This window comes from Novosphingobium rosa NBRC 15208, assembly GCF_001598555.1.
GTDB classification, from domain to species: Bacteria; Pseudomonadota; Alphaproteobacteria; order Sphingomonadales; family Sphingomonadaceae; genus Novosphingobium; species Novosphingobium rosa.
In genome coordinates this window covers 1-24,029 of record NZ_BCZE01000041.1, presented here as the reverse complement: position 1 = coordinate 24,029, position 24,029 = coordinate 1, and the positions used below count along the sequence as shown (strand labels likewise).

The following is a 24,029-nucleotide window of genomic DNA, read 5'->3' as shown; positions in this document are numbered from 1 at the left end:
TGGCCAACACCTAGGGCCTCACCGTTCCGGGTGACGTCGAGAGGGCGTGTCCGCAGCCAAAAGGCGGTTAATAAGGAGAGATCCATCTCCTGATCCTCCTTACAGGAGGGCTCTGCGGCATGTATCGCGGACGTGTATGCCAGGCAAGCGCGAAGACAGGAGCTTGCCTTCTATCCGCGCAGGTGTGGCTTCCGGGCCATTGCGCCCGGCACCTGACCCCGAACCAATAGCGCAAGGCCGACACGAAAGGGATTGCAAAGAGGGATGACCCTTTGCCCGCCGGAGGCCTGCTTTAACCCCCTAGCAAGCCCCACCCGCCAAGGTCACCGTCGCCACCAGCCCACCGCCCTCACGGTTGGTCAGCGCCACGCTCGCACCTTCACCGCTCAATGACTTTTCGACGATGGCCAGCCCCAGGCCCATGCCCGGCGTATCGCGCGAGCGGGCGTGGTCGAGCCGCACAAAGGGCTGGATCACATGGGCCAGCTCTTCCTCGGGAATGCCGGGGCCGCGATCGGCGATCACCACCGTCACGCGGTTCTGCACCACGGACAGCGCAACCTCGGCATTGCCGCCGTAATGCAGGGCATTGCTCACCAGATTGGACAGGGCCCGCCGCAAAGGCACCGCGCGGCCCATCACCACCAGCGTGTCGGGCCCGGTGTAGCTGGCGTTGCTGCCCTGATCCTGCGCGTTGTCCACCAGAGTCTGCACCATGGCGGCGATATCGATGCGGCGGGGCGGCTCCGCGCTGCGCGGTTCCACGAAGGTCTGGAGTGAGGAAAGCAGATCGCGCATCTCGCCGATGTCGCCCTGCATCGCCTCACGCGCGGCGGGGTCCAGCGGGGCTTCGTCGAGGCGCAAATGCAGGCGCGCCAGCGGCGTGCGCAGATCGTGGCCGATGGCCAGCATGGTCTGGGTGCCGGTGGCCAGCAGGCTGTCGATGCGGCTCTGCATGGCGTTGAAGGCGTGGATCAGATTGCGCACCTCGGCGGGCCCGGCGGGCTCCAGCGCGGAGGATTGCGAGGTGCCGACGCGGCGCGTGGCCAGCACAAGGCGGCGCAGCGGATGGAGGATCGCCTGCATCATCACCAGCGCCAGCCCCACCAGCACCAGCGAGGGCAGCACCAGCGAAATCAGCCGCCCGGCTTTCAGCGGCCATGCCCTGCGGCTGTGGTTGTGAAAGCTGACCAGCGATCCGTCGCTCAAGGTCAGCGACCCCCCGATATCCTCCGAGAAGGTGGAGAGATGCAACTGCAGATTACGATGGGCCAGAGAGGGCTGGGCGGAGAGAATCTGGCCTTGCAAGGCGGCCAGTGTCAGCGCCGCGAGTGGTCGCTCGCGCCCGGGAGACCAGGTGATCTTCAGCGTATCGCTGCTCAGTTCACCAGCCACGCGCGGGCGGGAGATCAGCGGCTCGGTTTCCAGCACCTGATCGGCCACCACCAGCCTTTCGGCAAGGCGGGCGGCATCCTCCTGATGCAGGGCGAAATCGCTGGCTTTCTCGAAGATCAGCGCGTTGGCGGCGAAATCCACCATCATCACCAGCACCAAAAGCGCCAGCAGGCGCCCGAACAGGCCGATATGGCCCGCCCATTGGCGCAAGCGATGGATCAAGAACGCGTGACCGGCAGGTTGAACATGTAACCCACGCCGCGCACCGTCACGAGCGGAGCCGTGCCGCCCGTATCGGTCAGCTTGCGGCGCAGGCGGCTGACCAGCACGTCGATCGAGCGATCCGAGGAATCGCCGATGCGGGTGCGCGACAGTTCGATCAGCCGCTGGCGGCCAATCACGCGTTGCGGCTGGCTGACGAAGGTGCAGAGCAGGTCGAACTCCGCCCCGGTCAGATCGACGATGGTGCCATCCGGCGCGGTCAGTTCGTGGCGGGCCATGGAGAGGCGCCAGCCATCGAACTCCACATCGCGGCGGCCCAGATCGCGCTCGCCGCTGGTGTTTTCACCGCCATTGCCGCCGCCACGGCGCAGCACCGCGCCGATGCGCGCGATCAGCTCACGCGTGCCGAAAGGCTTGGCCAGATAGTCGTCCGCGCCCAGTTCAAGGCCCAGCACGCGGTCTTCCTCGCTGCCGCGCGCGGAGACGAAGATGATCGGCACTTCGCTGGTCTTGCGGATGCGGCGGAACAGCTCGATGCCATTGGTGCCGGGCAGCATGATGTCCAGCACCAGCAGATCGGCGGGGGCGGCTTCCAGTGCCACCCACATTTCCGCGCCGCTGCAGGCCGTGCGCACGTCATAGCCATGCGCCTTGAGGGCACGCGCCGTCAGCACGCGCAGCGCGGTGTCATCCTCGACCAGCAGGATCGAGGGCGCCGAGCCGGGAATGGCGTCAGGGGCGGCGATATCAGGCATCAGGGCACGAAGTGTCACGCTTGCGCTCGCTTTTCAAGGGAAAGAGATAATAGCCGGACGGCGGCGATGCCGCACCTGGCGTCAGGGCACGACGCTTGTGAAGGAGGCAGTGCGGCATCAGCCGCCGCCCGGCAGGACATCAGCCGACCTTGGGAAGGCTGCTGCCCTGGGACGCGGTTGCGGTGTCGGCCTCGGCGCTTTCCTGCGCGGGCTGGGCCTTGGCCCGGGCCACGGCGGGCTTCATCTGAGCCGCAGGCGCGGCGCGGAAGCACCCACGGTTGCGGCTGGGATCGGGATGGCAAGCGATGGTGCGCTCGACGTTTGCGTTATCCGCTTTGGCCACCATCACCGGAGCGGTGCCCATCGCGCGCTGCTGCGCCACGACATGGCTGTTGGTGACGCAGCCCATCACCTTGCCCGGCTGCGGATGGCAACCAATGGCCTGAAGGGGCTGATCGATGGGGGCGGAGGCGCTCAGCGCCATCGTCGCGAAGAGTGTGAACAACATGGGGTGAACTCCATTTCCGTGATGACTACGGAGATAGAGCCTGCGCTTTGCCCTTGATCGTCCCGTGTGTGACGAAGTGTTGCTGAGGGAAAAGGGACGAAGAAAGATGCGAGGGGGTTACCCCCTCGCGCTCCCATGACGTCTTCCGGCGACAAGGCAGGGGGGAGGCGAATGCGGTGCCCAGGCTCTCCACCTGCACGCGCCAAGGCGCCGCAGGCAATCATTTTTCCCGCCTGCGGCGCAGCGAGGTTGGCTGTGGCTGAACCCGTGGCGCCACGCTGACAAAACCCGGGAGCGCGAGGGTGTAACACCCTCGCATTTTCTCTTTTCTTCCTACTTCAAGCCCATTTTCGCCGCCTTGACCGTATTGGCCAGCAGGCAAGCGATCGTCATCGGCCCCACACCGCCGGGCACGGGCGTCACCGCGCGGGCGTGCTCCAGCTCGTGAGTCGCGCAATCGCCGACGATTTTGGTCGTGCCGTCGTGATCGGTGATGCGGGTGATGCCCACGTCGATCACCACCGCGCCGGGCTTCACCCAATAGCCGCGCACGAGGTGCGGCGCGCCGGCTGCCGCCACGATGATGTCCGCCTTGCGGGCGACATCGGGCAGATCCTTGGTTTCGATATGGGTGACGGTGACGGTGGCTTCGCGCTCAAGCAGCAGCATGGAGACCGGCTTGCCCACGATGTTCGACTTGCCGATGACGCAGGCGTTGAGGCCGCGATAGTCATCGATCACGCTGTCGAGTAACATCATGATGCCCAGCGGGGTGCAGGGCACCAGCCCGCCGGTGCCGGTGGAGAGGCGGCCGACGTTCACCGGGTGGAAGCCGTCGACATCCTTGTCCGGGCTGATGCGGTCGAGGATGGGGGCGGCGTCGAGGCCCTTGGGAAGCGGCAGCTGGACGAGGATGCCGTGGATGCTCGCGTCGGCGTTCAGGCTGTCGATCAGGGCGAGCAGATCGGCCTGGGTGGTGTCGGCGGGCAGGCGATGCTCGATCGAGTTGATGCCCGCCTTGCGGCACTGGCTGATCTTGCGGCCGACATAGACCTCGCTGGCGGGATCGCTGCCCACCAGCACCACGGCGAGGCCCGGTGGGTTGCCGGTGGCCTCGATGATGTCGGCGACGCCCTTGCGGGTGTCTTCCATCAGCCTTGCGGCGAGGGCCTTGCCGTCGATGATCTGTGCCATGGTGTCCGTTCCCCTGAAAGCTGAGGGGCCTTTAGAGCATCGCGCGAAAAAGTGGGAACCGGTTTTTCGCAAAAGTGATGTGACACCAGAGATGCGGGGATCAGGCCGGGCGCAACCGCACTTGCGCGGAGGGCAGGGCCAGCGCTGCCAGCGCCGCGATCAGCCCCAGCACGCCCGCTCCGGCAAAGGCGGGGCCGTAGGAGCCCCATTCCTGCCGCACCAGCCCCGCGCCCAGCGCCGCGCAGGCTGCGCCCAGCTGGTGCCCGGCGACCACCCAGCCGAAGATGATCGGCGCCTCGCGCTCGCCGAAGGCGCGGTTGGCTATGGCGAGGGTGGGGGGCACGGTGGCGATCCAGTCGAGCCCGTAGAACACCGCGAAGACGCCAAGGCCGATAGGGCCGAAGTCTAGGAAGGGCAGCACGATCAGCGAGAGGCCGCGCAGGCCGTAATAGACGAAGAGCAACCGGCGCGGATCGAAACGGTCGGTCAGCCAGCCCGAGGCGGTGGTGCCGAACAGGTCGAAGATGCCCATGGTGGAGAGCAGGCCGGCGGCGGCGACGGGCGCAATGCCATGGTCGCCGCAATAGGCGATCAGATGCGTGCCGACGAGGCCATTGGTGGTCGCCCCGCAGACGAAGAAGGTGCCGAACAGCAGCCAGAAGGTGCCGGACTTGCTGGCGCGGGCCAGCGCTTCCAGCGCGAGCATCGCACTGGCCTGTCGTGGCGGTGGCGGGGGCGTGCCGGGGGCCTCGCCAAAGCGGGCAATGCCGCGTGAGGCCGGGCTTTCGGGCAGCAGAAGCATCACCAGCGGGATCATCGCAAGGCTGGCAAGGCCCACCGTGTCCACCACCGGCTGCCATGCGCCGTCACGCGTCAGCCATGCCAGAAAGGGCAGGAACACCAGCGAGCCCGTCGCGGTGGAGGCCGAGAACAGCCCCATCACCAGACCCTGCCTTTTGGCAAACCAGCGGTTGGTGACGGTGGCGCCCAGCACATTGGCGACGGCTCCGCTGCCAAGGCCCGAGATCACGCCCCATGTCAGCAGATAGTGCCAGCTCTGGCTCATCGCGTGGCTGGCCAGTGTGCCAGCCGCCATCAGCGCCAGCCCGCCCATCATGGTGCGCCTGATGCCGATGGAGAGCATCAGCGCGGCGGCAAAGGGCCCGACCAGCCCATAAAGAAAAATGCCGATGGCCGAGGTGAGCGACACCGTCGCCCGGTCCCAGCCGAAATGCAGCCCCAGCGGCACCATCATCACGCCGGGCGCCGAGCGCAGCCCCGCCGACACCAGCAGGGCAAGGAAGGTGATGGCGGTGACCTGTATTGCCAGCGCTTTGGTGCGGGTGGCGGTCTGCGTGATGGGCATGGTCAGAGGGTTCCTGAAACGAGCTGGGTGGCGAGGCGATCGGCGCTGGCTTGCATCTGGTCCCATTCGCCCGGTTGCATGGCGCTGAGGATGCGGGTCTGCAGCGCTTCCCATGCGGGGCCTGCCTCCGCGACGCGTTGTTGGCCTGCCGGGGTGAGGGTGGCGGTGCGGCTGCGCGGAGATGGGCTTTCCAGCAGCAGCAGGCCTTCGCGCTCCAGCGGGGGCAGGGCGCGGTAGAGGCTGGTGCGGTCCATCACCAGACCCTCGGCAAGGCGGGGCAGGGGGATGGTGCCCGCGCGCTGGATGTCGCGCAGGATGGCGAATTGCTGCACGGTGATGCCGAAGGGCGCCAGCGCCTCGTCATAGGCGCGGGTGAGGGCGCGGGTGGCGCGGCGCATGGTGGTGCAGACGCAGAGTCTTTGATGCATATGCATCATCTATGGGGGTTGGGCGCCTGGGTCAAGCGCCAGGGATCAGGCAGGGGTGGCGAAAAAGGGGCAAGCGGCGTATGGGGCGGCGATGCTACGCCTCTCCGACATCATCCTGCCGCTCGACCACGCCCCCGAGGATCTGGAGCGCGCCGTCTGCGCGAAGCTGGGCATCGCGCCTGCCGCGCTGCACCGCGTGCATATGGTCCGCCGCGGCAATGACGCGCGCAAGAAAAGCGCGATCAAGCTGGTCTATGTGCTGGATGTCGAGGTGGAGGACGAAGCGCGCATCCTGACCGGTTTCGCCGAGGACCAGCATGTGCGGGCCACGCCCGACACGTCCTACCACTTCCCGGTGATGGCGCCTGCCGATTACAGCGGCCCGCGCCCGGTGGTGATCGGCGCGGGGCCTTGCGGTCTGCTGGCGGCGCTGATTCTGGCGCAGATGGGTCTGAAGCCCATCATCGTGGAACGCGGCAAGGCCGTGCGCGAGCGCACCAAGGACACCTGGGGCCTGTGGCGCAAGGGCGTGCTGGACCCGGAATCCAACGTGCAATATGGCGAGGGCGGCGCAGGCACCTTCTCCGACGGCAAGCTCTACAGCCGCATCAAGGATCCGCGCCATCTGGGCCGCAAGGTGCTGGTGGAGTTCGTGAAGGCCGGCGCCCCCGACGATATCCTCTACGAGGCGCATCCCCATATCGGCACCTTCCGCCTCGTCACCATGGTGATGAGCATGCGCGACACCATTGAGAAGCTGGGCGGCGAATATCGCTTCAGCACCCGCGTCTCGGGCTTCGATGTGCAGGGCGAGGGCGAAGATCGCCAGCTGCGCGGTCTGCATCTGGCCGATGGCGGCTATATCGAAACCAGCCATGTCATCATGGCCGTGGGCCACTCCGCCCGGGACACCTTCGAGGTGCTGCATGAGGCGGGCGTCACCATGGAGGCCAAGCCTTTCGCCATCGGCGTGCGCATCGAGCATCCGCAAAGCTGGGTCGACAAGGCGCGTTTTGGCGCCTGCGCCGGGAACGAAATTCTGGGCGCGGCGGCCTATTCGCTGTCTCACCAATGTTCCAACGGGCGGACGGTTTACAGCTTCTGCATGTGTCCGGGCGGACGCGTGGTGGCCGCCACCAGCGAGGAGGGCCGCGTCGTCACCAACGGCATGAGCCAGTATTCGCGCGCGGAGTTCAACGCCAACTCGGGATTGGTCGTGACGATCGATCCGGGCAAGGACTATCCGGGCGGGCCTCTGGCGGGCATCGCCTTCCAGCGCCACTGGGAGGATCTGGCCTATATCGCCGGGGGCAGCAATTATCAGGCGCCGGGCCAGAAGGTGAGTGATCTGCTGGCCGGGCGGGCGTCCTCCGGCGATTTCGGCGCGGTGATCCCCAGCTACAAGCCGGGCGTCCACCTCACCGACCTGCGCGAATGTCTGCCCGATTATGTGATCGATTCGATCCGCGAGGCGCTGCCGGTGTTTGGCCGTCAGGTGGCGGGGTATGACCATCCCGATGTGATTATGACCGGCGTGGAGACGCGCACATCTTCTCCTTTGCGCATTACGCGTGGGAAGGATCTGCAATCCCTGAACACGCGCGGGCTTTATCCTGCGGGTGAAGGGGCCGGTTATGCTGGCGGGATTTTGTCGGCGGCGGTGGACGGGATTCGGGTGGCGGAAGCTCTGGCTGCCGAGTTGGTGAAGTAAGAAGGAAAAAGCGAGGGTGTTATACCCTCGCGCTCCCATAACGTCTTCCGGCTCATGGGCAGTGGCGCCGTATCGTTGCGCCCCAACTCTCCATCTGCGCCACCTAAGGCGCCGCAGGCATTGGAAATCCCGCCTGCGGCGCAGCGACGTTGCTCCATGGCTGAACCCGATGCGCCACGTAGACAGTAACGGGAGCGCGAGGGCGATGGCCCTCGCATCTTCTCTTGCCCTTCTGCCGAAAACCTCTGGAAAACCCGCCTTCCGCCCCTAGGCCGGACACAGCCCAGCCGATAGACCCGCAACCGTGAGTGCATCGGTCATCATCGGCGAACAGCAGAGCGGCAAGCCCCTGCAAATCGACATCGAGGAACTCTTGGCGACCCGTTTGCTGGTTCAAGGCAACTCGGGCTCGGGCAAGAGCCATTTGCTGCGTCGGTTGCTGGAGGAAAGCGCCGCGCTGGTCCAGCAGGTGGTGATCGACCCCGAGGGCGATTTCGTCACGCTGGCCGAGCCGTTCGGGCATATCGTGGTCGATGGCGCGGCTTACTCGAACAATGATCTGATCCGGCTGGCAAACCGCGTGCGCCAGCACCGCGCCAGCGTGATTCTGGCGCTGGACGGGCTGGAGATCGAGGCGCAGATGCGCTGCGCCGCCACCTTCATCAACACGCTCTTCGATGCCCCGCGCGATCAGTGGTATCCCGCGCTGGTGGTGGTGGATGAGGCGCAGATGTTCGCCCCCGCCGCCGCTGGCGATGTGACCGACGAGGTGCGCCGCCTGTCGCTTTCGGCGATGACGAACCTGATGTGCCGTGGGCGCAAGCGCGGGCTGGCGGGGATCATCGCCACGCAGCGCCTTGCCAAGCTGGCCAAGAACGTGGCGGCAGAGGCTTCCAACTTCCTGATGGGCCGCACCTTTCTCGACATCGATATGGCGCGCGCCGCCGATCTGCTGGGCATGGACCGCCGCCAGGCCGAGACCATCCGCGATCTGGAGCGTGGGCAGTTTCTGGCGCTGGGCCCGGCGATCACGCGGCGGCCTGTCGCGGTACGCATCGGCGGGGTGCAGACCACCAGCCGCGCGGTCTCCACGGGGCTTTTGCCGCCGCCGACCGCCACGGGGCAGGATCTGCACGATCTGCTTCATGCCGCGCCGACGCTGGAGGAGCTGACCGCCGTGGACGGCCCGTCGCCGCGCCCGGCGATGCCCGATGCTGGCGATTTGATGGAGCAGATCGGTTCCTATGTGATGGCCGTGGCGCCGGGCACCGATCAGGAGCCCGAAGACCCGCTGGCAGGGGGCGACAATCTGTTCGCCGCCGCCTCGGTCTCCGCGCCGCCGGCGATCGCGCCCGATGAGATCAACGCCATGATCGCCTCCATCATGGAAGACATGGCCAGTGAGCCCGGTGCGACCTATCAGCAGCTTGCTTCGCTCTATCAGGACTTTACGCTGCGTTGCCGGATGAAGCGCATCGGCCATCACGCGGGCGATGTGGCGCAGTTCCGCCGCCGTTTCGCGATGGCTGTCGCGGGCATCTACGCCCCGCAGGAAGAACGCTGGGCCGAGCTGATGGGGCTGGCCCGCGCCGTCTCCGACGAATGGCTGGCGCCATTTCTGGTCCTCGCCCGCGCGGCGATGGAGGGCGAGGCCTGCCCCGACGACAATGAGCTGGCGCGGGTCTATGGCACCTCGTCCTCAGGTCGCATCCGCCGCCTGCTGGAGCATCTGGAGAAGGAAGGCCATATCGTCGTGAAGACCGATTACGGCGGTCGGCGGTCTGTGGGGATTCCCGAACTGGGCGTGTTTACCGCCGCGGTTTGAAGGTTTCAGGAAGTTTAGAAGAGAAAAGCGAGGGGATTATCCCCTCGCGCTCCTATAACGTCTTCCGACGATAGGGCGGTGGCGCCCAAATGTCGCGCCTGGTCTCTCCACCTGTACAACGCGGCTTTTTAAGGCTGAATATTCAGCTGTTCGTTTGGGCGTGTCTTGGGTCGCAATGCCTTGCACTGCTGACACGCTGGAATCCGGATTTCGAAAAATCTTCGCGGCAGTGGATTTTAGATCAGATGGAGGAATCTGGTCTCGAAGAAGAGGTGGCTCTATTCCGGTGGGATCTGAGCGCAACAGGCATCGTTTGAGGATACAGTCTGTTCAGACTTCAATGCGGCGATGTTGCCCTAAGGCTGAACCCGAAGCGCCAACGCTGACAATTCATGGGAGCGCGAGGGTGTAACACCCTCGCACCTTCCCTTTACTTCTTAAACATCAACGCCCGCGACGGACGGTACGATCCCGGCGCTCATCCCCCGAGGCATCGCTCAGCGGATCGAAACGCGGGCCCGACGAAGGGCGCTGTGCAGTCGAACGCGGGTCGTTCTGGCGGCGCTCGGCGCGGGCGCGATCGCTGTCGCGCTGCTGGCCGGAGCGCTGGCCGTCACGCGCGATGCGGTCCTGCGCGCCGGGCTCCTTGCGGCGGTTGTTGTGGCGGTTGTGCTCCTGCTGGCCGCCACGGCCACCATCGCGGCCCCCATCACGACCTTGGCCCTGCGGGCGACCCGCGCCACCACGACCGCGACCATCGCCGCGACCGGCACTGGCGCCCCGGTCGGGACGCTCGGGCTGGCCGTTGCCGCGCTTGGCGGGGGCGGGCAGGCGGGCGGCCTCGATCAGGAAGTTCTCGGGCAGGGGCTTCATCGGCACCTTCACGCCGGTCAGGCGCTCGATGGCCTTGAGATAGGGCTTTTCGTCATCGGCCACGAAGGAGAGGGCGATGCCGTTCGCCCCGGCGCGGCCGGTGCGGCCGATGCGGTGCACATACTGCTCGGCCACATTGGGGATGTCGAAGTTGAAGACGTGCGAAACGCCGGTCACGTCGATGCCGCGCGCGGCGATGTCGGTGGCGACCAGCACCTTGACCTTGCCATCGCGGAAGCCCTTCAGGGCAGCGGTGCGCTGGGCCTGCGACTTGTCGCCATGGATGGCGGCGGCCTCGACCCCGGCGGGGGTGAGGAAGCGCACGATGCGGTCGGCGCCATGCTTGGTGCGCGAGAAGACCAGCGTGCGGTCGATCTCGCCGCTGGCCAGGCCTTCGCGCAGCTTGATGGTCAGCAGGGCCTGCTTTTCAGCCTGCGACACGAAGGTGGCGAACTGCTCGACACGCTCGGCGGTGGTGGACTGCGGGGCCACTTCCACCTTCACGGGGTTGTTGATGAACTGGCGGCCCAGCGCTTCGATGTCCTGCGGCATGGTGGCGCTGAAGAACAGGCTCTGGCGCTGCGCGGGCAGCAGGCGGGCGACGCGCTTCAGGGCATGAATGAAGCCGAGGTCCATCATCTGGTCGGCTTCGTCGAGCACGAAGATCTCCACGTCGCGCAGGGTCAGCGCGCGCTGGTCGATCAGGTCGAGCAGGCGGCCCGGCGTGGCGACCAGAATGTCGGTGCCGCCGACCAGGGCGCGGGCCTGCTTGGGCGCGGGCACGCCGCCGAAGATGCACTGGATGCTCAGCGGCAGGTGCTTGGCGTAGAACTTCATGTTGTCCGCGATCTGGGCGGCCAGTTCGCGGGTGGGGCTCAGCACCAGCATGCGGCACGAGGCGGCGCGGCGCGGCTTGGGGTCCATCGCCAGGCGGTGCAGCGAGGGCAGCGAGAAAGCGGCGGTCTTGCCGGTGCCGGTCTGGGCCAGGCCCAGCAGGTCGCGGCCCTCGATCAGCGAGGGGATCGACTGGCGCTGGATGGGGGTGGGGTCGGTGTAACCTTTTTCGGCCAGTGCGCGCAGAATGGGCTCGGCCAGGTTAAGGTCGGAAAAATAGGACATGGATGTCTTTCATGAAGCGCCATGCGGCGCGCGCACGCGCGACGCACGGGAAGGTGAGGAATGGTTCCTGCAACCTTGCGTGACGAGGTGGCGCTGTGGCGATGATGTGACCGAGCGGCTTCTGCCCGGCAGGGAGGCTGACGGCGCTGCGATGGCCCATAAAAAGGGTTCCCATCGGCGCTGACTTCACGCGGCCTGATCCTGCTGGGCGAGGCCTGCGGCTGGGGGAAAGCCCTCGTTCGCCGGTCACGCTTGGGGCGGCCCTTAGACCGTTTTGTTGTGGATAGCAAGAAAATTACGTGGAGAATGTCTTGCGTTGCAGGCGCTGCTTTAAATGAGCTTCCAGGTCACCGGCACTGTCAGAATCGTGGCGCCGCCCGGAGGCGCGGGCAGGCGACCAGCGCGCGTCGGCATGGCCAGCGCTTCGCGGTCAAGCAGCGGCGAGCCCGAACCGGCGGCCAGTTCGGTGCGCTGCACGCTGCCATCGGCGCTGACATAGACCTTGACCCTCGCGGTGCCTTCCTCGCCGCGCATCTGGGCGGTGGTGGGATAGGTCTGTTTGGAGCTGATGATGCGCGCGGCCTGACGGCTCCAGTCGCTCTGCGCCATGGCCGGGGAGGCGGTCAGCATGCCAGCCAGCATGGCGCCAGCAAACAGGGCGGGGGCCAGCAGGCGGTGAGCGGAGCGGCGAACAGTCTTCATCATCGGCCTCATGGTGCTGGATGCATCGTGTGTCGAATCGAATGCGGAGGTTTTGCAATCGTCAGCATTCTAGGAAAAAGCATCAAAAGGAGCGTTGACGCGGCTCCGTAGGAAATACCTAGATGCTTTTGCGGGGCGCGTGGGGGGTCAGAACGCCGACCAATCCTCATCCGCCAGCTTGAGCGCGGCATTGCCCCGCGCGCTGGGCAAGGCGTGCAAACGCGCATGGGATGGCGCGATGATCACCTCGGCCTGCCGCCGCCCTGTCAGGCGGAAGGTGCTGAGCTGGTCGACCAGCCGCTCGGTTTCGGTCGAGAGATTGACGGTGCTGGCCGAGCTTTGTTCGACCATCGCGGCATTCTGCTGGGTGAACTCATCCATCTCGCTGACCATGGTGCTGATGCCCGCCATGGCATTGGCCTGCTTGCTGGCGGATTGGGCGATTTCCTCGACCAGTTCGGAAATGGCCGAAACCTCGCCCACGATCTGGCGCAAGGCGCCGCCGCTGGAGGCGACCAGCGCCACCCCGTCGCCGATCTGGCCATTGGAGGTGGTGATCAGCGCCTTGATGTCCTTGGCGGCATCGGCGCTGCGCTGGGCCAGCGCGCGCACCTCGGTGGCGACCACGGCGAAGCCGCGCCCGGCATCCCCGGCGCGCGCCGCTTCCACCCCGGCGTTGAGCGCCAGCAGGTTGGTCTGGAAGGCGATGCCGTCGATCACGCCGATGATCTCGGCCATCTGGCGGCTGGAGTCCTCGATGGCGCGCATGGCGGCGATGGCGTCATTGGCCTGGCTTTCCATGCCGCCTGCGGTCTGGCGGGTGGTGGCCAGACGGGTGGAGGTCTGCCGCGCATTGTCGGCGGTGAGCTTCACCATGCCGGTCAACTCGCCCAGCGTGCGCGCGGCGTCGGCCAGCGAACTGGCCTGATGATCGGTGCGGCGCGACAGATCGCTGCCCGCCACGGCGATGTCCTGCGTGCCGCGGCTGATCGTGTCGCAGCCCTCGACGATCTCGCTCAGCACATCGGAGAGGCGCTGGGCCGCCTCGTTGAAATTGACATGGAGTTCGCCCAGCGCGCCATGGCCGTTTTCCGGCACGCGATGGGTCAGATTGCCCTCGGCCAGCGCGGCAAGGCCGCTGCCGATGGCATCGATGGTGATCTGCGTGTTGCGGGCATGCTCCAGCTCGGCCTGGGCGCGGGCCTTGTCATGCGCGACAAGCTGCTTGAAGGAATCCAGCGCGCGGGCCAGCGCGCCCACCTCATCCTGCCGATGCGTGGCGGGCACGCGCACATCCATATCGCCATCGACCAGCCGCGTGACCGCCTCGGCCAGGCGGCGCACGGGGCGGGCTATGGTCTGCATCAGCATCGCCAGCAGCGCCAGCGCCAGCGCCACGGTGACGCTTAGCGCGATCAGCGTGGTGCGGCGGGCGGCGTCATGGATCTGGCTCGATTCCGCGGATACCTTGTTCGCGCCCGCCGTGTTGACGTCCACCAGTGCCATGATCGAATCCTCGACCGTGTAGAAGCTCTGCTGCACATCGCCCTCGAACAGATCGCGCACGGCGGTATCGTCCTGATCGCCATAGTGGGCGTCCAGCGCCAGCATCTTCTCGTTCAGCGCCTTATAGGCCAGCCAATTGTGATAGACGCGGTGAAAGGCCTCATGCTGCGGGGGCGTGTTGATCAGCTTTTCGTAATGGATCATCAGCCCGTCGATGGCCATGCCCGCGTTGCGCACCAGCTTGGCGGCGCGGGGCTTGTCCTTGATGGGGGCGGCGATCATCTCGCTCTGGCGGATGCGGTATTGCGAGATGAAGGCGTGAATCTGGCCGACCTCCTGCGTGGCGGGCAGCCAGCGGGCGCGCATTTCCAGCGAGAGGGCGTTGACCTCGCCGATCTTCATCACTGAAAACACACCGAAGCTGGCCATTGCCACCAGCAGGATGGCGAAAGCGGTCAGCAGCCGGGTCGAAATCCCAAAGCGCGACAACGTTAATCTCCCCAGTTCGCCAGACAGGATCGGCGCCCGCGCTGGGGGTAAAGCAGAATGACTCAGGAGCGGTGCCCGCGCGCCTAGGGGCAAGTACGGGAATGGCGGTTGCGGCTGGTGAAGGTTTGCCTGATGGCAGGGCGCAGGCTATCGCGGACACCATGAACCAGACCACTGCTTCCACCACCGCCCCCGCGCTGACGATTCGCCCCGCCCGCCCGGAGGATGCAACGGCGCTCAGCGCGCTGAAACTGGCCTGCTTTCGCGAGACCTTCGGGGCGGAGGGTTTCGCCATCCCCTATCCCGCCGCCGATCTCGCCCGCTTCGAGGTGGAGGCCTATGGCGAGCCGACCGTGGCGCGCGAACTGGCCAACCCGGCGCATATGAGCTGGGTGGCGGACGATGGCGAGGGGAACTTGCTGGCCTATGCCCATGCCGGTCCCTCCAAGCTGCCGCATGCCGATGTGCGTGAGGGCGACCTTGAACTGTACCAGCTCTATCTGCGCCGCGCGGCGCAAGGGGGCGGGCTTGGCAAGCAGTTGCTCGATATCGCTCTGGGCTGGATGGAGGCGCAGCGCCCCGGCGCGCTCTGGCTGGGGGTGTGGCAGGGCAATGATCGTGCGCGCCATGTCTATGCCGGGCGCGGCTTCGAGGTGGTCGGCGAGTATCGCTTTGCGGTAGGTGATTGGTTCGACGAGGAATTTATCATGCGCCGTGCAATCCCGGCAGCATAACACCGGGAAAGGCGTGAAATTACTATGAAATTTTTAGTGCCTGAATGACACAAATGCCCCATTTTGTCTCGATCCGCGCCACAATGCATTTGACGAAAGTGCGATTTTCACCAAAGCTGAACGCAGTTGATCACCAGCAAGGTGAGCGACAATAACAACATCGGGGCCGCCAGCTTCTGGCAGGATTTCTGGACTAACATTCCAGCTATTGGCTCTGATCGGTGCCGAAAGGCCGGGGGCATTGCGGCGTGATCGAATGGGGGGCCATGCGATCCGCCGTATCTGCACTTTCTCCCGGGCGGAACAGGGGGGCTTGTTCTCCGCAGCCGATCATCGCAGCCGTGGTTGGAATAAGGGGCCCGGGTCGGAAGATCCGGGCCCTTATTTCGTTTTGGGGTTTTGAAGGGGTTTAAGAAGAGAAAAGCGAGGGCCATCGCCCTCGCGCTCCCTTTACGTCTTCCGACGACAGGGCAGTGGCGCCCAAATGGTGCGCCCAGCCTCTCCACCTGCGCGGCCTGAAGCGCCAACGCCGGCACATCATGGGAGCGCGAGGGGGCAACCCCCTCGCACCTATCCCTTCTTCATCCCTTAAAACCCGCGAGCAATCCCCTCACGCCGGGGATCCGCACCGCCGATATAGCGGATGCCTGCCGCGCCCTTGGGCTGATAGACGATCGCCTGAAGCCCGGAGTTCTCGCCCCGCTGCGTGTCGAGCACTTCCCCGCGCGCGGCCAGAGCGGCGGTGATGTCGGCGGGGAAGGTGTCGGCGGAGTATTTGTTGCCGTTGGCCACCAGATTGGGCAGCGAAACGGCGTCCTGCGGGCTCATCTTCCAGTCGAGGATGCCGACCAGCGCCTTCACCACATAGCCCACGATCGCGCCGCCGCCCGGCGAGCCGGTGGCCGCCGCGAAGTGGCCGGTCGCCTTGTCCAGCACGATGGTGGGCGCCATCGAGGAGCGCGGGCGCTTGCCCGGCGCCACGGCATTGGCCGAGGGAGTGCCGTCGGCATTGTCGGGCGTGTAGGACGAGTCCGTCAGCTGATTGTTCATGAAGAAGCCGCCCACGAAGTGCCCGTTGCCGAAGATGCTTTCCACCGTGGTGGTCATGGACAGCGCGTTGCCGTCGGCATCGACGATCACGATATGGCTGGTGCCGCCCGGCTCCAGCGTGTGATCGGGGCCGACCCTGGGGGCGCCTGCGGGGATGCCGTAGGTGACGGGCTGAGCCTTTTCACCGATCAGCGCGGCGCGCTTGGCCAGATAATCGGGCGCCAGCAGGCCAGCGGTGGGCACGGGCACGAAGGCGGGGTCGCCCTCATATTTGTCGCGGTCGGCATAGGCGAGGCGGCTGGCCTGCGAGAGCAGATACCAGCCCTTTTCGTCCTTGGCGCTGCGCTTGTTGATGTCGGTATGCTCAAGGATGCCCATCGCCTCCTGCACCGGCAGACCGCCCGAGGGGGCCTGAGGGGTGCAGATGATATAGGCGCGGTAGGGGCGGCAGAGCGCCTCTGTCTTGCGGGGCTTGTAGGCGGCCATATCGGCCAGCGTCATCGGCGAGGGATAGGGGCCGGTGTGGATGCGCTGCAGGATCGCCTCGGCCAGCGGGCCCGAGAGCAGGCCTGCCGAACGGTTGGCGGCGATCAGATCGAGGCTTTTCGCGTAATCCTTGTTGATCAGGCGGTCACCGGCCTTCATCTGCGTGCCGTCGGCATTGCGGAAATAGGCCTGCGCATCGGTCATATGCGCCTGAGGCGCGCGGCTGGTGATCATGCTGGCCAGACGCGGCGAGACGATAAAGCCTTCGGTGGCCAGTTGCTGCGCCGGGCCGAAGAGCAGTTTCCACGGCAGCTTGCCATGTTCCTTCTGCGCCATATCGAGCATGGCGATGGCGCCGGGCACGCCGCTCGACTGGCCGCCCGTCACCGCTTCGGCGTAGGACATGGGCGTGCCATCGGGATGCATGAACTGCTTGGGGTTGGCGCCTGCGGGCGCCGTCTCGCGCCCGTCATAGGCGGAAACCTTGCGGGTCTTGGCGTCGTAGAAGACCATGAAGGAGCCGCCGCCCAGACCCGAGCTTTGCGGCTCGACCAGACCCAGCACCGCCTGGATCGCCACGGCGGCATCCACCGCGCTGCCACCGGCCTTGAGCACGCGCATGCCCGCCTGCACGGCCAGCGGGTTGGCGGCTGCCACCATGGCATGGGCTGAGGCGCCCGACTGGACGCGGGCGGCGGGTTTGGTCGGAGTCGCGGTCTTGGCGGGCAGGGGGCGGGCCAGCGCGGGCAGCGGCGTAGCGGCAACCATGGCGCCAAGCGTCAGGGCAGAGATCGCGCGGGCCAGCAGGGGACGGCGCAGACCGGATTGGGGGGAATGAGGCAAGATATGAGGCTCCCTGTGGGGGGACGAAAGCGGCGCTGGCGGATGGGGAGCGCCGGGCGCCAGCAAGCCCGGACCGGGGTTTCATAGCAGGGATCAGGGGCAAGGCACCCCGTTATTTGTCCCTGCATCAGGCCTCGCCGCCCATGCGGGATGGGCGCGTCCTGAACTTCGGATGCGGCGCAAGGTTCTGCGGGCTGGAGAGGGCCTGTCGCTCGTGTGCCTCACTCTGGCGCGCAGGCGCGCTTTTTTGCGGCGAGCGGCAAGATGATTGCGGCAATTTATGCTAAAGATCCTGTTTACCGTAAAATCGGAAAAATTATTAACCTCGTTGCCTTTATTCTGGGGCCATGGAGACACCCGTTCAATCCCGCCGGGCCAGCAGGATGCCTGTGACGCTTGCCGCAAAATGCCGCACGATGGGCGGGATGCGGGATGACGCCTATCTCTGCGACATTTCGACCCATGGTTGTCGGATGGTGACGCGCTCGCTCTATCTCTCGGTGGGCATGCGTGTGACGATCAAGCCCGATGGCATGGAAGGCCTCAGCGGCGTCGTCCGTTGGCTGGGCGAGGATGGCGCGGGCATCGAATTCGACAGCCCGCTCTACGCGCCAGTGGTCGAAAATCTGGGCCTCCGCCACGCAAGGCACTGAGCGTTAACGCGATTATGCCTGTCGTTCAGCCGCGCTGAACGGTTTCCAGCCTTTCTTCTGTGACCGGGTAGCCGATGCCTTCGGGGATGGTCAGCCATGATGTGCCCTCGCGCTTCACGATGGCGGGGGTGATGGTGTCGAGCGGGCTGGCCAGCGCATGGATGCGGGCCTCATCGAAGCTGGAGAAGCGGGCCAGCCGCTCCAGATTGCGCCGCGTGGGGAAGATCACCGAAAGCGACCCAGCGTCCGCCTGAGCCAGCGCTCCGGCAGGTGAAAGCCACAGCAGGCGCTGGCTTTCATGCGCCTCATGCGATACCTCCACCGCGCCAGTGCCCAGATCGGCAAGGTAAAAGCGCGTGTCGAACGGGCGGGCAAAGCGCGGGCACCAGCGGGCAAAAGGCGTGAGGGCCGCTACGTCGATATGCCAGCCCATCTCCTTGAGCACCGGATGAAGGGCATTGTGCCGGCCCAGCAAGGCGCGCGCCCTTGTGGCCTGCGCCGCATCGATGGGCTGGCCATCGTGACGCGTCAGGCCGATGGCGAGGCCGGTTTCCTCCAGCGTCTCACGGATCGCGGCGATGCGGGCGGTGAGATCGGGCAAGCCGTCCCAGCCTTCGGGCGCGGGCAGGGTTTCGGCCAGCGCCGCATCCGCTGGATCGACCGCCCCGCCGGGAAACACGCAGGCCCCCGCCGCGAAGCGCATCTCCGCGGCACGCACCTGCATCAGCACCTGAGGCGATCCACCCTCCGGAGCGTGGCGGAAGATGATCAACGTGGCGGCGGGGCGGGGTGGTTCGTTCTCGGTCATGGGACCAGTTTGCGCGATGCGGCGCGGTTGGCAAGAGTGTGCGCAATGCCGGGCACCTGTCGGAAAACTTTCCACCCTTGCGGCATGGTTTCGGCAAGACCTGTCGGAATTTTTAACAGTCCGGTCGGGATGTGGAAGCTGTGTTTTAGTTGTAACTCACGGAAATGCAGGGTTTTCGTAAATTGGCACGGGGTGTGCATTGCTAGTATCACCCAAACGGTCTCGAAGCGGACAATGCCGATCAGTCTCCCGGCAAAGTCCTTACCCTCTTCGATCCCGTGTTCCCGTAGGCGGGGCCTTACCCGGTCTCCTCGGCCCCGCCGGTCTACCCGACCCATGAAAGGGCGAATCCGGACGATTAGTCTCCTTCCGGATTCGCCCTTTTCTGTTTCAAGGGTGGAAGAAGGGACGATGCGAGGGGGTTACACCCTCGCGCTCCCATTCCGTCTTCCGACGATCGGGCAGGGCGCCGCATCGTTGCGCGTTGGCTCTCGATCTGCGCAACAGAAAGGCGCCGCAGGCAGAAAGCCCCGGCGCCTTTGGAATGTTAAAGCCTGCGGCGCTGCGACCTTGCTGTAATGCTGAACTCGAAGCGCGACGTAGACATTGACGGGAGCGCGAGGGCGATGGCCCTCGCATTCCTCTCTTCAACCCCTTCACGAAACCAAAAAAGCCCCCCGGGACAACACCGGGAGGCTTTTTCGTAACCTTCAATTGAAAAGGCTCAGGCCTTGGCGACCAGGCCCTTTTCCTCGACCAGCGTCTGCAGTTCGCCGGCCTCATACATTTCCATCATGATGTCGCTGCCGCCCAGGAACTCGCCCTTGACGTAGAGCTGGGGGATGGTCGGCCACTCCGAGAAGTCCTTGATGCCCGAGCGGATTTCCGGGTCCTGCAACACGTCCACCGTATGATAGGGCGCGCCGATCCGGTCGAGGATCGCAATCGCGCGGCTGGAGAAGCCGCACTGCGGGAAGAGCGGCGTGCCCTTCATGAACAGGACGATGTCATTGCCGTTGACGATGTCGGCGATGCGGGCGTTGGTGTCGGACATGGCGGCTTCGCTTTCGAATTTGGGGGTAAACTGCTTGTGGGGGATCAGGTGGGGACGCCGGTCTTGATCTGCAAGGCGTGAAGTTCGCCGCCCATGCGGCCGCCCAGCGACTCCATCACCATCTTGTGCTGGATGACGCGCGGCTTGCCCGCAAAAGCGGCCGAGATCACCTCGGCGGCGTAGTGGTCGCCATCGCCCGCCAGATCGGTGATGGTCACCTGAGCGTCGGGCAGGGCGGCGCGGATCAGCGTTTCGATATCCTGGGCCAGCATCGGCATTGTCTGTAATTCCTCGAAAAGGTTCAGGCGGGGCCCATCAGCGAGCGGCGGGCCTCGGCCTCTTTTTCATGCATGGCGTTGCGGACCTCTGTGTCCTCGGCCTCGACACCGGCGCGCAGCAGGTCGCCCAGCAGTTTGCGGACCACATCCTCGTCGTCCGCTTCCTCGAAGTCGGCATGGACGACGCTGCGGGCGTAAGTGTCGGCCTCTTCCGGCGAAAGGCCCATGCGGACAGCCGCCCACTGGCCCAGCAGCCGGTTGCGCCTCGCATGGATGCGAAAGGCCATTTCCGCCTCTTGAGCACCCTGAGCGTGCTCACGGTCGGCAAAGCTGTTCATGCGTTGCGAATCCTTCGCAGTAAAAGCGGTAATCCCGGCAGATAGGATTGTAACAGACGGGATGCAATCCCGCTATGCGCGTGGTGCATTGGGGGTGTCTTTGGTTTGGCGCAAGGAAGATCAGACAGGGGCAGGAAAGAAAATGCGAGGGGGTTCTCCCCTCGCGCTCCCATGACGTCTTCCGACGAAAGGGTAGGGGTTCCCGATCGGCGCGCCGAAGCTCTCCACCTGCGCAACGAAAAGGCGCCGCAGGCAGAAAGCCCCGGCGCCTTGCACTGGTCTGGAACGATAAAGCGTCCGGCGCCGCGACCATGCTTCAAGGCCGAACCCTGTGCGCAACGCAGACACTAAAGGGAGCGCGAGGGTGTAACACCCTCGCATTCACCCCTTCTTAATGCTCCACCACCGCCAGAAACGGCAGCGAACCCTTGGCCTTGGCCTCATACCCGCCGATGGCAGCGTCACGCGCCAGAGTCAGGCCGACCTCATCCAGCCCGTTGATCAGGCAGTGCTTGCGGAAGGGGTCGATCTCGAAGGAGAAGCGGTCCTGGAAGGGGGTGGTGACGGTTTGCGTCTCCAGATCGACGGTGATCTCGTCGGTCCTGGCCACCTCCATCAGGCGGTCGATGGCTTCCTGCGGCAGCACCACGGTCAGGATGCCGTTCTTGAAGGCGTTGCCCGAGAAGATGTCCGAAAAGCTCGGCGCGATCACGCAGGTGATCCCCAGATCGAGCAGCGCCCATGCGGCATGCTCACGCGAGGAGCCGCAGCCGAAGTTGTCACCCGCGATCAGCGTGGGCGAACCGGCATAGGTGGGGTTGTCGAAGATGTTGCCCGGCTCGGCGCGGATCGCCTGAAAGGCGCCCTTGCCCAGCCCCGACCGGGTGATGGTCTTGAGGAAGGCGGCGGGGATGATGATGTCGGTATCGACATTTTTCAGTCCGAAGGGGATGGCCCGTCCGGTCACCTGCGAAATCGGCGTCATGGATATGCTTTCGGTCTTCCGGCGCCTTAGTCCGTTTCGGGGGCGTCTTCGGGGTGGATGGGGGCGGCAGGCTTGCTCTTGCCGCGCGACGAGTAGAGCAGGACAGCGGCCAGAGCTGCCGATCCGAGCGCGGCCCCGGCGAGCGCGGCGGCGCCGGCCCAGCTTGCCTTTTCGGCTTGCGTGTCGTTCTGCTTGGTCATCGGTCCTCCTTTGATCCCCTGCGCATGGGCAGGCAAGTTTGAGTGTTGAGCCACTCTTTGTGCCACGGCCTACCTTTACACGGTATGGACGGACGGGGATCGAAGGCTCTTTTCGCCGCAGGGGCAAGTAGGCAGATGGTCCAAGCGGTGGAAAGTTTCGTCAAGACGAACCAGTCCTAACCTGTGATGGCGGCGCCGCGGCGGGCGCCGCCATCATGGTGTCAGGCTTCGCTCAGATCCCGCACATCGGTCAGATGGCCGGTGACGGCGGCGGCGGCGGCCATGGCGGGGCTGACCAGATGGGTACGCGCGCCCGGGCCCTGGCGGCCCATGAAGTTGCGGTTGCTGGTGCTGGCGCAGCGCTCGCCCGCAGGCACCTTGTCCGGGTTCATGCCCAGGCATGCCGAGCAGCCGGGCTCACGCCATTCCAGACCCGCGTCGGTGAAGATCTTGTCGAGACCTTCCTCCTCTGCCTGAGCTTTCACCAGGCCCGAGCCGGGGACGACGATGGCCCATTTCACGCCTTCGGCCTTGCGGCGGCCCTTCAGGATGGCGGCGGCGGCGCGCAGATCCTCGATGCGGCTGTTGGTGCAGCTGCCGATGAAGACGTTCTGGATCTCGATGTCGACCATGCGCTGGCCGGGCGTCAGGCCCATGTAATCGAGCGATTTGCGCGCGGCTTCCTGCTTGGAGGCATCGGCGAAATCTTCCGGTGCCGGAACGCTGCCGCTGATCGAGATCGTGTCCTCCGGGCTGGTGCCCCAGGTGACGGTCGGCGCGATGTCGGCGGCATTGATGACGATGGTCTTGTCATAGATGGCGCCCGCGTCGCTCGTCAGGCTGTGCCACCAGTCGACGGCCTTGTCCCATGCCTCGCCCTTGGGCGCGTAGGGGCGGCCCTTGACGTAGGCGATGGTCTTTTCATCGGGCGCGATCAGGCCGGCGCGGGCGCCATGCTCGATGGCCATGTTGCTGACCGTCAGGCGGCCCTCGATCGACAGATCGCGGATCACCGAGCCGGTGTATTCGATCACATAGCCCGTGCCGCCGCTGGCGCCCAAAGTGCCGCAGATATGCAGCACGACATCCTTGGCGGTAACGCCCGGAGCCAGCGTGCCGTCGACGCGCACTTCCATCGTCTTCGAACGCTTGAGCAGCAGGGTCTGCGTGGCCAGCACATGCTCGACCTCGCTGGTGCCGATGCCGAAGGCCAGCGCGCCCAGACCGCCGTGGCAGGCCGTATGGCTGTCACCGCAGACGATGGTGGCGCCGGGCAGCGAAAAGCCCTGCTCGGGCCCCACGACATGGACGATGCCCTGCTCGGCATCGGTGGCGCCGATCAGGCGCACGCCGAACTCGGGCGCATTGCGCTCCAGCGCGGCGAGCTGCTGCGCGCTCTCGGGATCGGTGATCGGCAGGCGGTGGCCCGCGCCATCGAGTCGCGCCGTGGTGGGCAGATTGTGATCGGGCACCGCGAGCGTAAGGTCGGGGCGACGCACCTTGCGGCCCGAGACACGAAGTGCCTCAAAAGCCTGCGGACTCGTCACCTCATGAACGAGGTGACGGTCGATGTAGATCAGGCTGGTGCCATCATCCCGGGTTTCCACCACATGGGCGTCCCAGATCTTTTCGTACAGCGTGCGCGGATGTTTGGTCATAATGCTTCGCCACCTAGGCATCCGGGCGCTTGAATGCAAGGTTTGCGCGAAAGAGTCCGCTGGTCGGAACCATAAGGGACCGGCACCCTGCCCAATCGGTGGCAAGGCAGAGTGCCGGTCCACGATGTCGGTGCCCGGGCCCGAAGGCCCGGACACCGCCCCACGAGCCTGAATCGGTGGCCTGCGGGGGAGCAGAACCGTCAGGATGGGTATGCCTGCTAGACTCCCGAAAAGAGGATTGGTTTCATGGGCTTTTCAGGAAAACGCCAAAGTGGGGCTTTGCTGCAACACCTTGGCGGCCTATGCTCTTTTCGATGAGCCAGCCCGCCGTTCTTGCCCTTTTGATCGTGATCGTCAGCTTTCTGGCCATGGAAGCGATCGCATGGAGCGCGCATAAATACATCATGCACGGTTTCGGCTGGGCGTGGCACCGCGATCACCACGAACCCCACGATGGCTTCCTAGAACGCAACGATCTCTACGCCGTCTTCGGCGCGGCGATCAGCATCGGGGCGTTCAGTCTGGGCAGCCCGCTGGTGATGGGCGTGGGGGCATGGTGGCCCGGCACATGGATTGGGCTGGGCGTGCTGGCTTACGGCGTGGTCTACACGCTGATCCACGACGGTTTGGTCCATCAGCGCTGGTTCCGCTACGTGCCGCGCGGGGGGTATGCGAAGCGTCTGGTGCAGGCGCATAAGCTGCATCACGCGACGGTGGGCAAGGAAGGCGGGGTGTCCTTCGGTTTCGTGATCGCCCGCGATCCCGCGGTTCTGAAGCGGGAACTGGCCGAGCAGAGGAAGGCCGGGGTTGCCGTGATCAGGGACGCTGAAGGGGTTTAAAGGAAAATGC

The 24,029-nt window shown here is 65.6% G+C and carries 23 protein-coding genes; 6 read left to right on the top strand and 17 right to left on the bottom strand.

Annotated features, from left to right (window positions below):
* Positions 1-300: 300 nt before the first annotated feature.
* From SR3_RS16345 to SR3_RS16320, 6 genes are all read right to left on the bottom strand, one after another.
* A complete protein-coding gene (locus SR3_RS16345; protein WP_068088410.1) occupies positions 301-1,617 on the bottom strand; it encodes an ATP-binding protein in 1,317 nt (438 codons plus the stop codon).
* Positions 1,614-2,372, bottom strand: a complete 759-nt coding sequence (locus SR3_RS16340; protein ID WP_068088407.1) for a response regulator transcription factor — start codon at positions 2,370-2,372, stop codon at positions 1,614-1,616. The genes SR3_RS16345 and SR3_RS16340 overlap by 4 nt, the downstream gene beginning before the upstream one ends.
* Positions 2,373-2,511: 139 nt before the next feature.
* The gene (locus tag SR3_RS16335) at positions 2,512-2,880 is read right to left on the bottom strand and encodes a hypothetical protein (RefSeq protein ID WP_068088404.1); all 369 of its coding nucleotides are present in this window, start codon (positions 2,878-2,880) and stop codon (positions 2,512-2,514) included.
* A 333-nt stretch (positions 2,881-3,213) separates the two neighbouring features.
* Positions 3,214-4,074 (bottom strand): bifunctional methylenetetrahydrofolate dehydrogenase/methenyltetrahydrofolate cyclohydrolase FolD, encoded by an 861-nt coding sequence (folD, locus tag SR3_RS16330; RefSeq protein ID WP_068088401.1) that lies wholly within the window; start codon positions 4,072-4,074, stop codon positions 3,214-3,216.
* 100 nt (positions 4,075-4,174) lie between these two features.
* Positions 4,175-5,440, bottom strand: a complete 1,266-nt coding sequence (locus SR3_RS16325; protein ID WP_068088397.1) for an MFS transporter — start codon at positions 5,438-5,440, stop codon at positions 4,175-4,177.
* A 2-nt stretch (positions 5,441-5,442) separates the two neighbouring features.
* On the bottom strand, positions 5,443-5,868 hold the full coding sequence (locus SR3_RS16320) for a MarR family winged helix-turn-helix transcriptional regulator (RefSeq protein WP_068088394.1): 426 nt from the start codon (positions 5,866-5,868) through the stop codon (positions 5,443-5,445).
* A gap of 91 nt (positions 5,869-5,959) precedes the next feature.
* Here SR3_RS16320 and SR3_RS16315 point away from each other — a divergent pair, with 91 nt between their 5' ends.
* From SR3_RS16315 to SR3_RS31365, 3 genes are all read left to right on the top strand, one after another.
* On the top strand, positions 5,960-7,579 hold the full coding sequence (locus SR3_RS16315) for an NAD(P)/FAD-dependent oxidoreductase (RefSeq protein WP_068088391.1): 1,620 nt from the start codon (positions 5,960-5,962) through the stop codon (positions 7,577-7,579).
* Between the two features lie 304 nt (positions 7,580-7,883).
* Positions 7,884-9,404, top strand: coding sequence for an ATP-binding protein (locus tag SR3_RS16310; RefSeq protein ID WP_068088388.1), 1,521 nt, complete (start codon positions 7,884-7,886; stop codon positions 9,402-9,404).
* 89 nt (positions 9,405-9,493) lie between these two features.
* Positions 9,494-9,721, top strand: coding sequence for a hypothetical protein (locus SR3_RS31365; RefSeq protein WP_157098902.1), 228 nt, complete (start codon positions 9,494-9,496; stop codon positions 9,719-9,721).
* Between the two features lie 127 nt (positions 9,722-9,848).
* Here SR3_RS31365 and SR3_RS16305 read toward each other — a convergent pair whose 3' ends face one another.
* From SR3_RS16305 to SR3_RS16290, 3 genes are all read right to left on the bottom strand, one after another.
* Positions 9,849-11,396, bottom strand: a complete 1,548-nt coding sequence (locus tag SR3_RS16305) for a DEAD/DEAH box helicase (RefSeq protein ID WP_084455636.1) — start codon at positions 11,394-11,396, stop codon at positions 9,849-9,851.
* Positions 11,397-11,726: 330 nt separating this feature from the next.
* Positions 11,727-12,101: an energy transducer TonB gene (locus SR3_RS16295; RefSeq protein WP_245653954.1), complete on the bottom strand. Its 375-nt coding sequence runs from the start codon at positions 12,099-12,101 to the stop codon at positions 11,727-11,729.
* A gap of 144 nt (positions 12,102-12,245) precedes the next feature.
* On the bottom strand, positions 12,246-14,093 hold the full coding sequence (locus SR3_RS16290) for a methyl-accepting chemotaxis protein (protein WP_068088382.1): 1,848 nt from the start codon (positions 14,091-14,093) through the stop codon (positions 12,246-12,248).
* 161 nt (positions 14,094-14,254) lie between these two features.
* Between SR3_RS16290 and SR3_RS16285 the strand changes: the two genes are divergently transcribed.
* A complete protein-coding gene (locus SR3_RS16285) occupies positions 14,255-14,827 on the top strand; it encodes a GNAT family N-acetyltransferase (RefSeq protein ID WP_068088531.1) in 573 nt (190 codons plus the stop codon).
* A gap of 588 nt (positions 14,828-15,415) precedes the next feature.
* On the opposite strand, the gene SR3_RS16280 is transcribed toward SR3_RS16285, so the two are convergent.
* On the bottom strand, positions 15,416-17,206 hold the full coding sequence (locus SR3_RS16280) for a gamma-glutamyltransferase family protein (RefSeq protein ID WP_245653953.1): 1,791 nt from the start codon (positions 17,204-17,206) through the stop codon (positions 15,416-15,418).
* 347 nt (positions 17,207-17,553) lie between these two features.
* On the opposite strand from SR3_RS16280, the gene SR3_RS16275 reads away from it, so the two are divergent.
* A complete protein-coding gene (locus tag SR3_RS16275) occupies positions 17,554-17,859 on the top strand; it encodes a PilZ domain-containing protein (protein ID WP_157098901.1) in 306 nt (101 codons plus the stop codon).
* Positions 17,860-17,884: 25 nt separating this feature from the next.
* Here SR3_RS16275 and SR3_RS16270 read toward each other — a convergent pair whose 3' ends face one another.
* The 7 genes from SR3_RS16270 to leuC all read right to left on the bottom strand — a co-directional run bounded on the left by SR3_RS16270 (position 17,885) and on the right by leuC (position 23,180).
* Positions 17,885-18,667: an NUDIX hydrolase gene (locus tag SR3_RS16270; protein WP_068088379.1), complete on the bottom strand. Its 783-nt coding sequence runs from the start codon at positions 18,665-18,667 to the stop codon at positions 17,885-17,887.
* 724 nt (positions 18,668-19,391) lie between these two features.
* Positions 19,392-19,721: a Grx4 family monothiol glutaredoxin gene (gene grxD, locus SR3_RS16265; RefSeq protein ID WP_068088377.1), complete on the bottom strand. Its 330-nt coding sequence runs from the start codon at positions 19,719-19,721 to the stop codon at positions 19,392-19,394.
* 44 nt (positions 19,722-19,765) lie between these two features.
* A complete protein-coding gene (locus SR3_RS16260) occupies positions 19,766-19,999 on the bottom strand; it encodes a BolA/IbaG family iron-sulfur metabolism protein (RefSeq protein ID WP_068088374.1) in 234 nt (77 codons plus the stop codon).
* 23 nt (positions 20,000-20,022) lie between these two features.
* Positions 20,023-20,337, bottom strand: coding sequence for a DUF1476 domain-containing protein (locus SR3_RS16255; protein WP_068088371.1), 315 nt, complete (start codon positions 20,335-20,337; stop codon positions 20,023-20,025).
* A gap of 391 nt (positions 20,338-20,728) precedes the next feature.
* The gene (leuD, locus tag SR3_RS16250; protein WP_068088369.1) at positions 20,729-21,322 is read right to left on the bottom strand and encodes a 3-isopropylmalate dehydratase small subunit; all 594 of its coding nucleotides are present in this window, start codon (positions 21,320-21,322) and stop codon (positions 20,729-20,731) included.
* Between the two features lie 26 nt (positions 21,323-21,348).
* A complete protein-coding gene (locus SR3_RS31870; RefSeq protein WP_169805649.1) occupies positions 21,349-21,522 on the bottom strand; it encodes a hypothetical protein in 174 nt (57 codons plus the stop codon).
* Positions 21,523-21,743: 221 nt separating this feature from the next.
* Positions 21,744-23,180 carry a 3-isopropylmalate dehydratase large subunit gene (gene leuC, locus SR3_RS16245; RefSeq protein ID WP_068088367.1) on the bottom strand — a complete coding sequence of 479 codons (1,437 nt, stop codon included), beginning with the start codon at positions 23,178-23,180 and terminating at the stop codon, positions 21,744-21,746.
* A gap of 314 nt (positions 23,181-23,494) precedes the next feature.
* On the opposite strand from leuC, the gene SR3_RS16240 reads away from it, so the two are divergent.
* Entirely contained in the window at positions 23,495-24,019 is a 525-nt protein-coding gene (locus SR3_RS16240) for a sterol desaturase family protein (RefSeq protein WP_068088522.1), read from the top strand.
* The last annotated feature ends 10 nt before the right edge of the window (positions 24,020-24,029 follow it).

Bases quoted from the DNA above. Each gene is read 5' to 3' on its own strand.
- SR3_RS16340 (WP_068088407.1), bottom strand. From the start codon at position 2,372: ATGCCTGATATCGCCGCCCCTGACGCCATTCCCGGCTCGGCGCCCTCG.
- SR3_RS16335 (WP_068088404.1), bottom strand. From the start codon at position 2,880: ATGTTGTTCACACTCTTCGCGACGATGGCGCTGAGCGCCTCCGCCCCC.
- folD (WP_068088401.1), bottom strand. From the start codon at position 4,074: ATGGCACAGATCATCGACGGCAAGGCCCTCGCCGCAAGGCTGATGGAA.
- SR3_RS16325 (WP_068088397.1), bottom strand. From the start codon at position 5,440: ATGCCCATCACGCAGACCGCCACCCGCACCAAAGCGCTGGCAATACAG.
- SR3_RS16320 (WP_068088394.1), bottom strand. From the start codon at position 5,868: ATGCATCAAAGACTCTGCGTCTGCACCACCATGCGCCGCGCCACCCGC.
- SR3_RS16315 (WP_068088391.1), top strand. From the start codon at position 5,960: ATGCTACGCCTCTCCGACATCATCCTGCCGCTCGACCACGCCCCCGAG.
- SR3_RS31365 (WP_157098902.1), top strand. From the start codon at position 9,494: ATGTCGCGCCTGGTCTCTCCACCTGTACAACGCGGCTTTTTAAGGCTG.
- SR3_RS16305 (WP_084455636.1), bottom strand. From the start codon at position 11,396: ATGTCCTATTTTTCCGACCTTAACCTGGCCGAGCCCATTCTGCGCGCA.
- SR3_RS16295 (WP_245653954.1), bottom strand. From the start codon at position 12,101: ATGATGAAGACTGTTCGCCGCTCCGCTCACCGCCTGCTGGCCCCCGCC.
- SR3_RS16285 (WP_068088531.1), top strand. From the start codon at position 14,255: ATGAACCAGACCACTGCTTCCACCACCGCCCCCGCGCTGACGATTCGC.
- SR3_RS16275 (WP_157098901.1), top strand. From the start codon at position 17,554: ATGGAGACACCCGTTCAATCCCGCCGGGCCAGCAGGATGCCTGTGACG.
- SR3_RS16270 (WP_068088379.1), bottom strand. From the start codon at position 18,667: ATGACCGAGAACGAACCACCCCGCCCCGCCGCCACGTTGATCATCTTC.
- grxD (WP_068088377.1), bottom strand. From the start codon at position 19,721: ATGTCCGACACCAACGCCCGCATCGCCGACATCGTCAACGGCAATGAC.
- SR3_RS16260 (WP_068088374.1), bottom strand. From the start codon at position 19,999: ATGCCGATGCTGGCCCAGGATATCGAAACGCTGATCCGCGCCGCCCTG.
- SR3_RS16255 (WP_068088371.1), bottom strand. From the start codon at position 20,337: ATGAACAGCTTTGCCGACCGTGAGCACGCTCAGGGTGCTCAAGAGGCG.
- leuD (WP_068088369.1), bottom strand. From the start codon at position 21,322: ATGACGCCGATTTCGCAGGTGACCGGACGGGCCATCCCCTTCGGACTG.
- SR3_RS31870 (WP_169805649.1), bottom strand. From the start codon at position 21,522: ATGACCAAGCAGAACGACACGCAAGCCGAAAAGGCAAGCTGGGCCGGC.
- leuC (WP_068088367.1), bottom strand. From the start codon at position 23,180: ATGACCAAACATCCGCGCACGCTGTACGAAAAGATCTGGGACGCCCAT.
- SR3_RS16240 (WP_068088522.1), top strand. From the start codon at position 23,495: ATGAGCCAGCCCGCCGTTCTTGCCCTTTTGATCGTGATCGTCAGCTTT.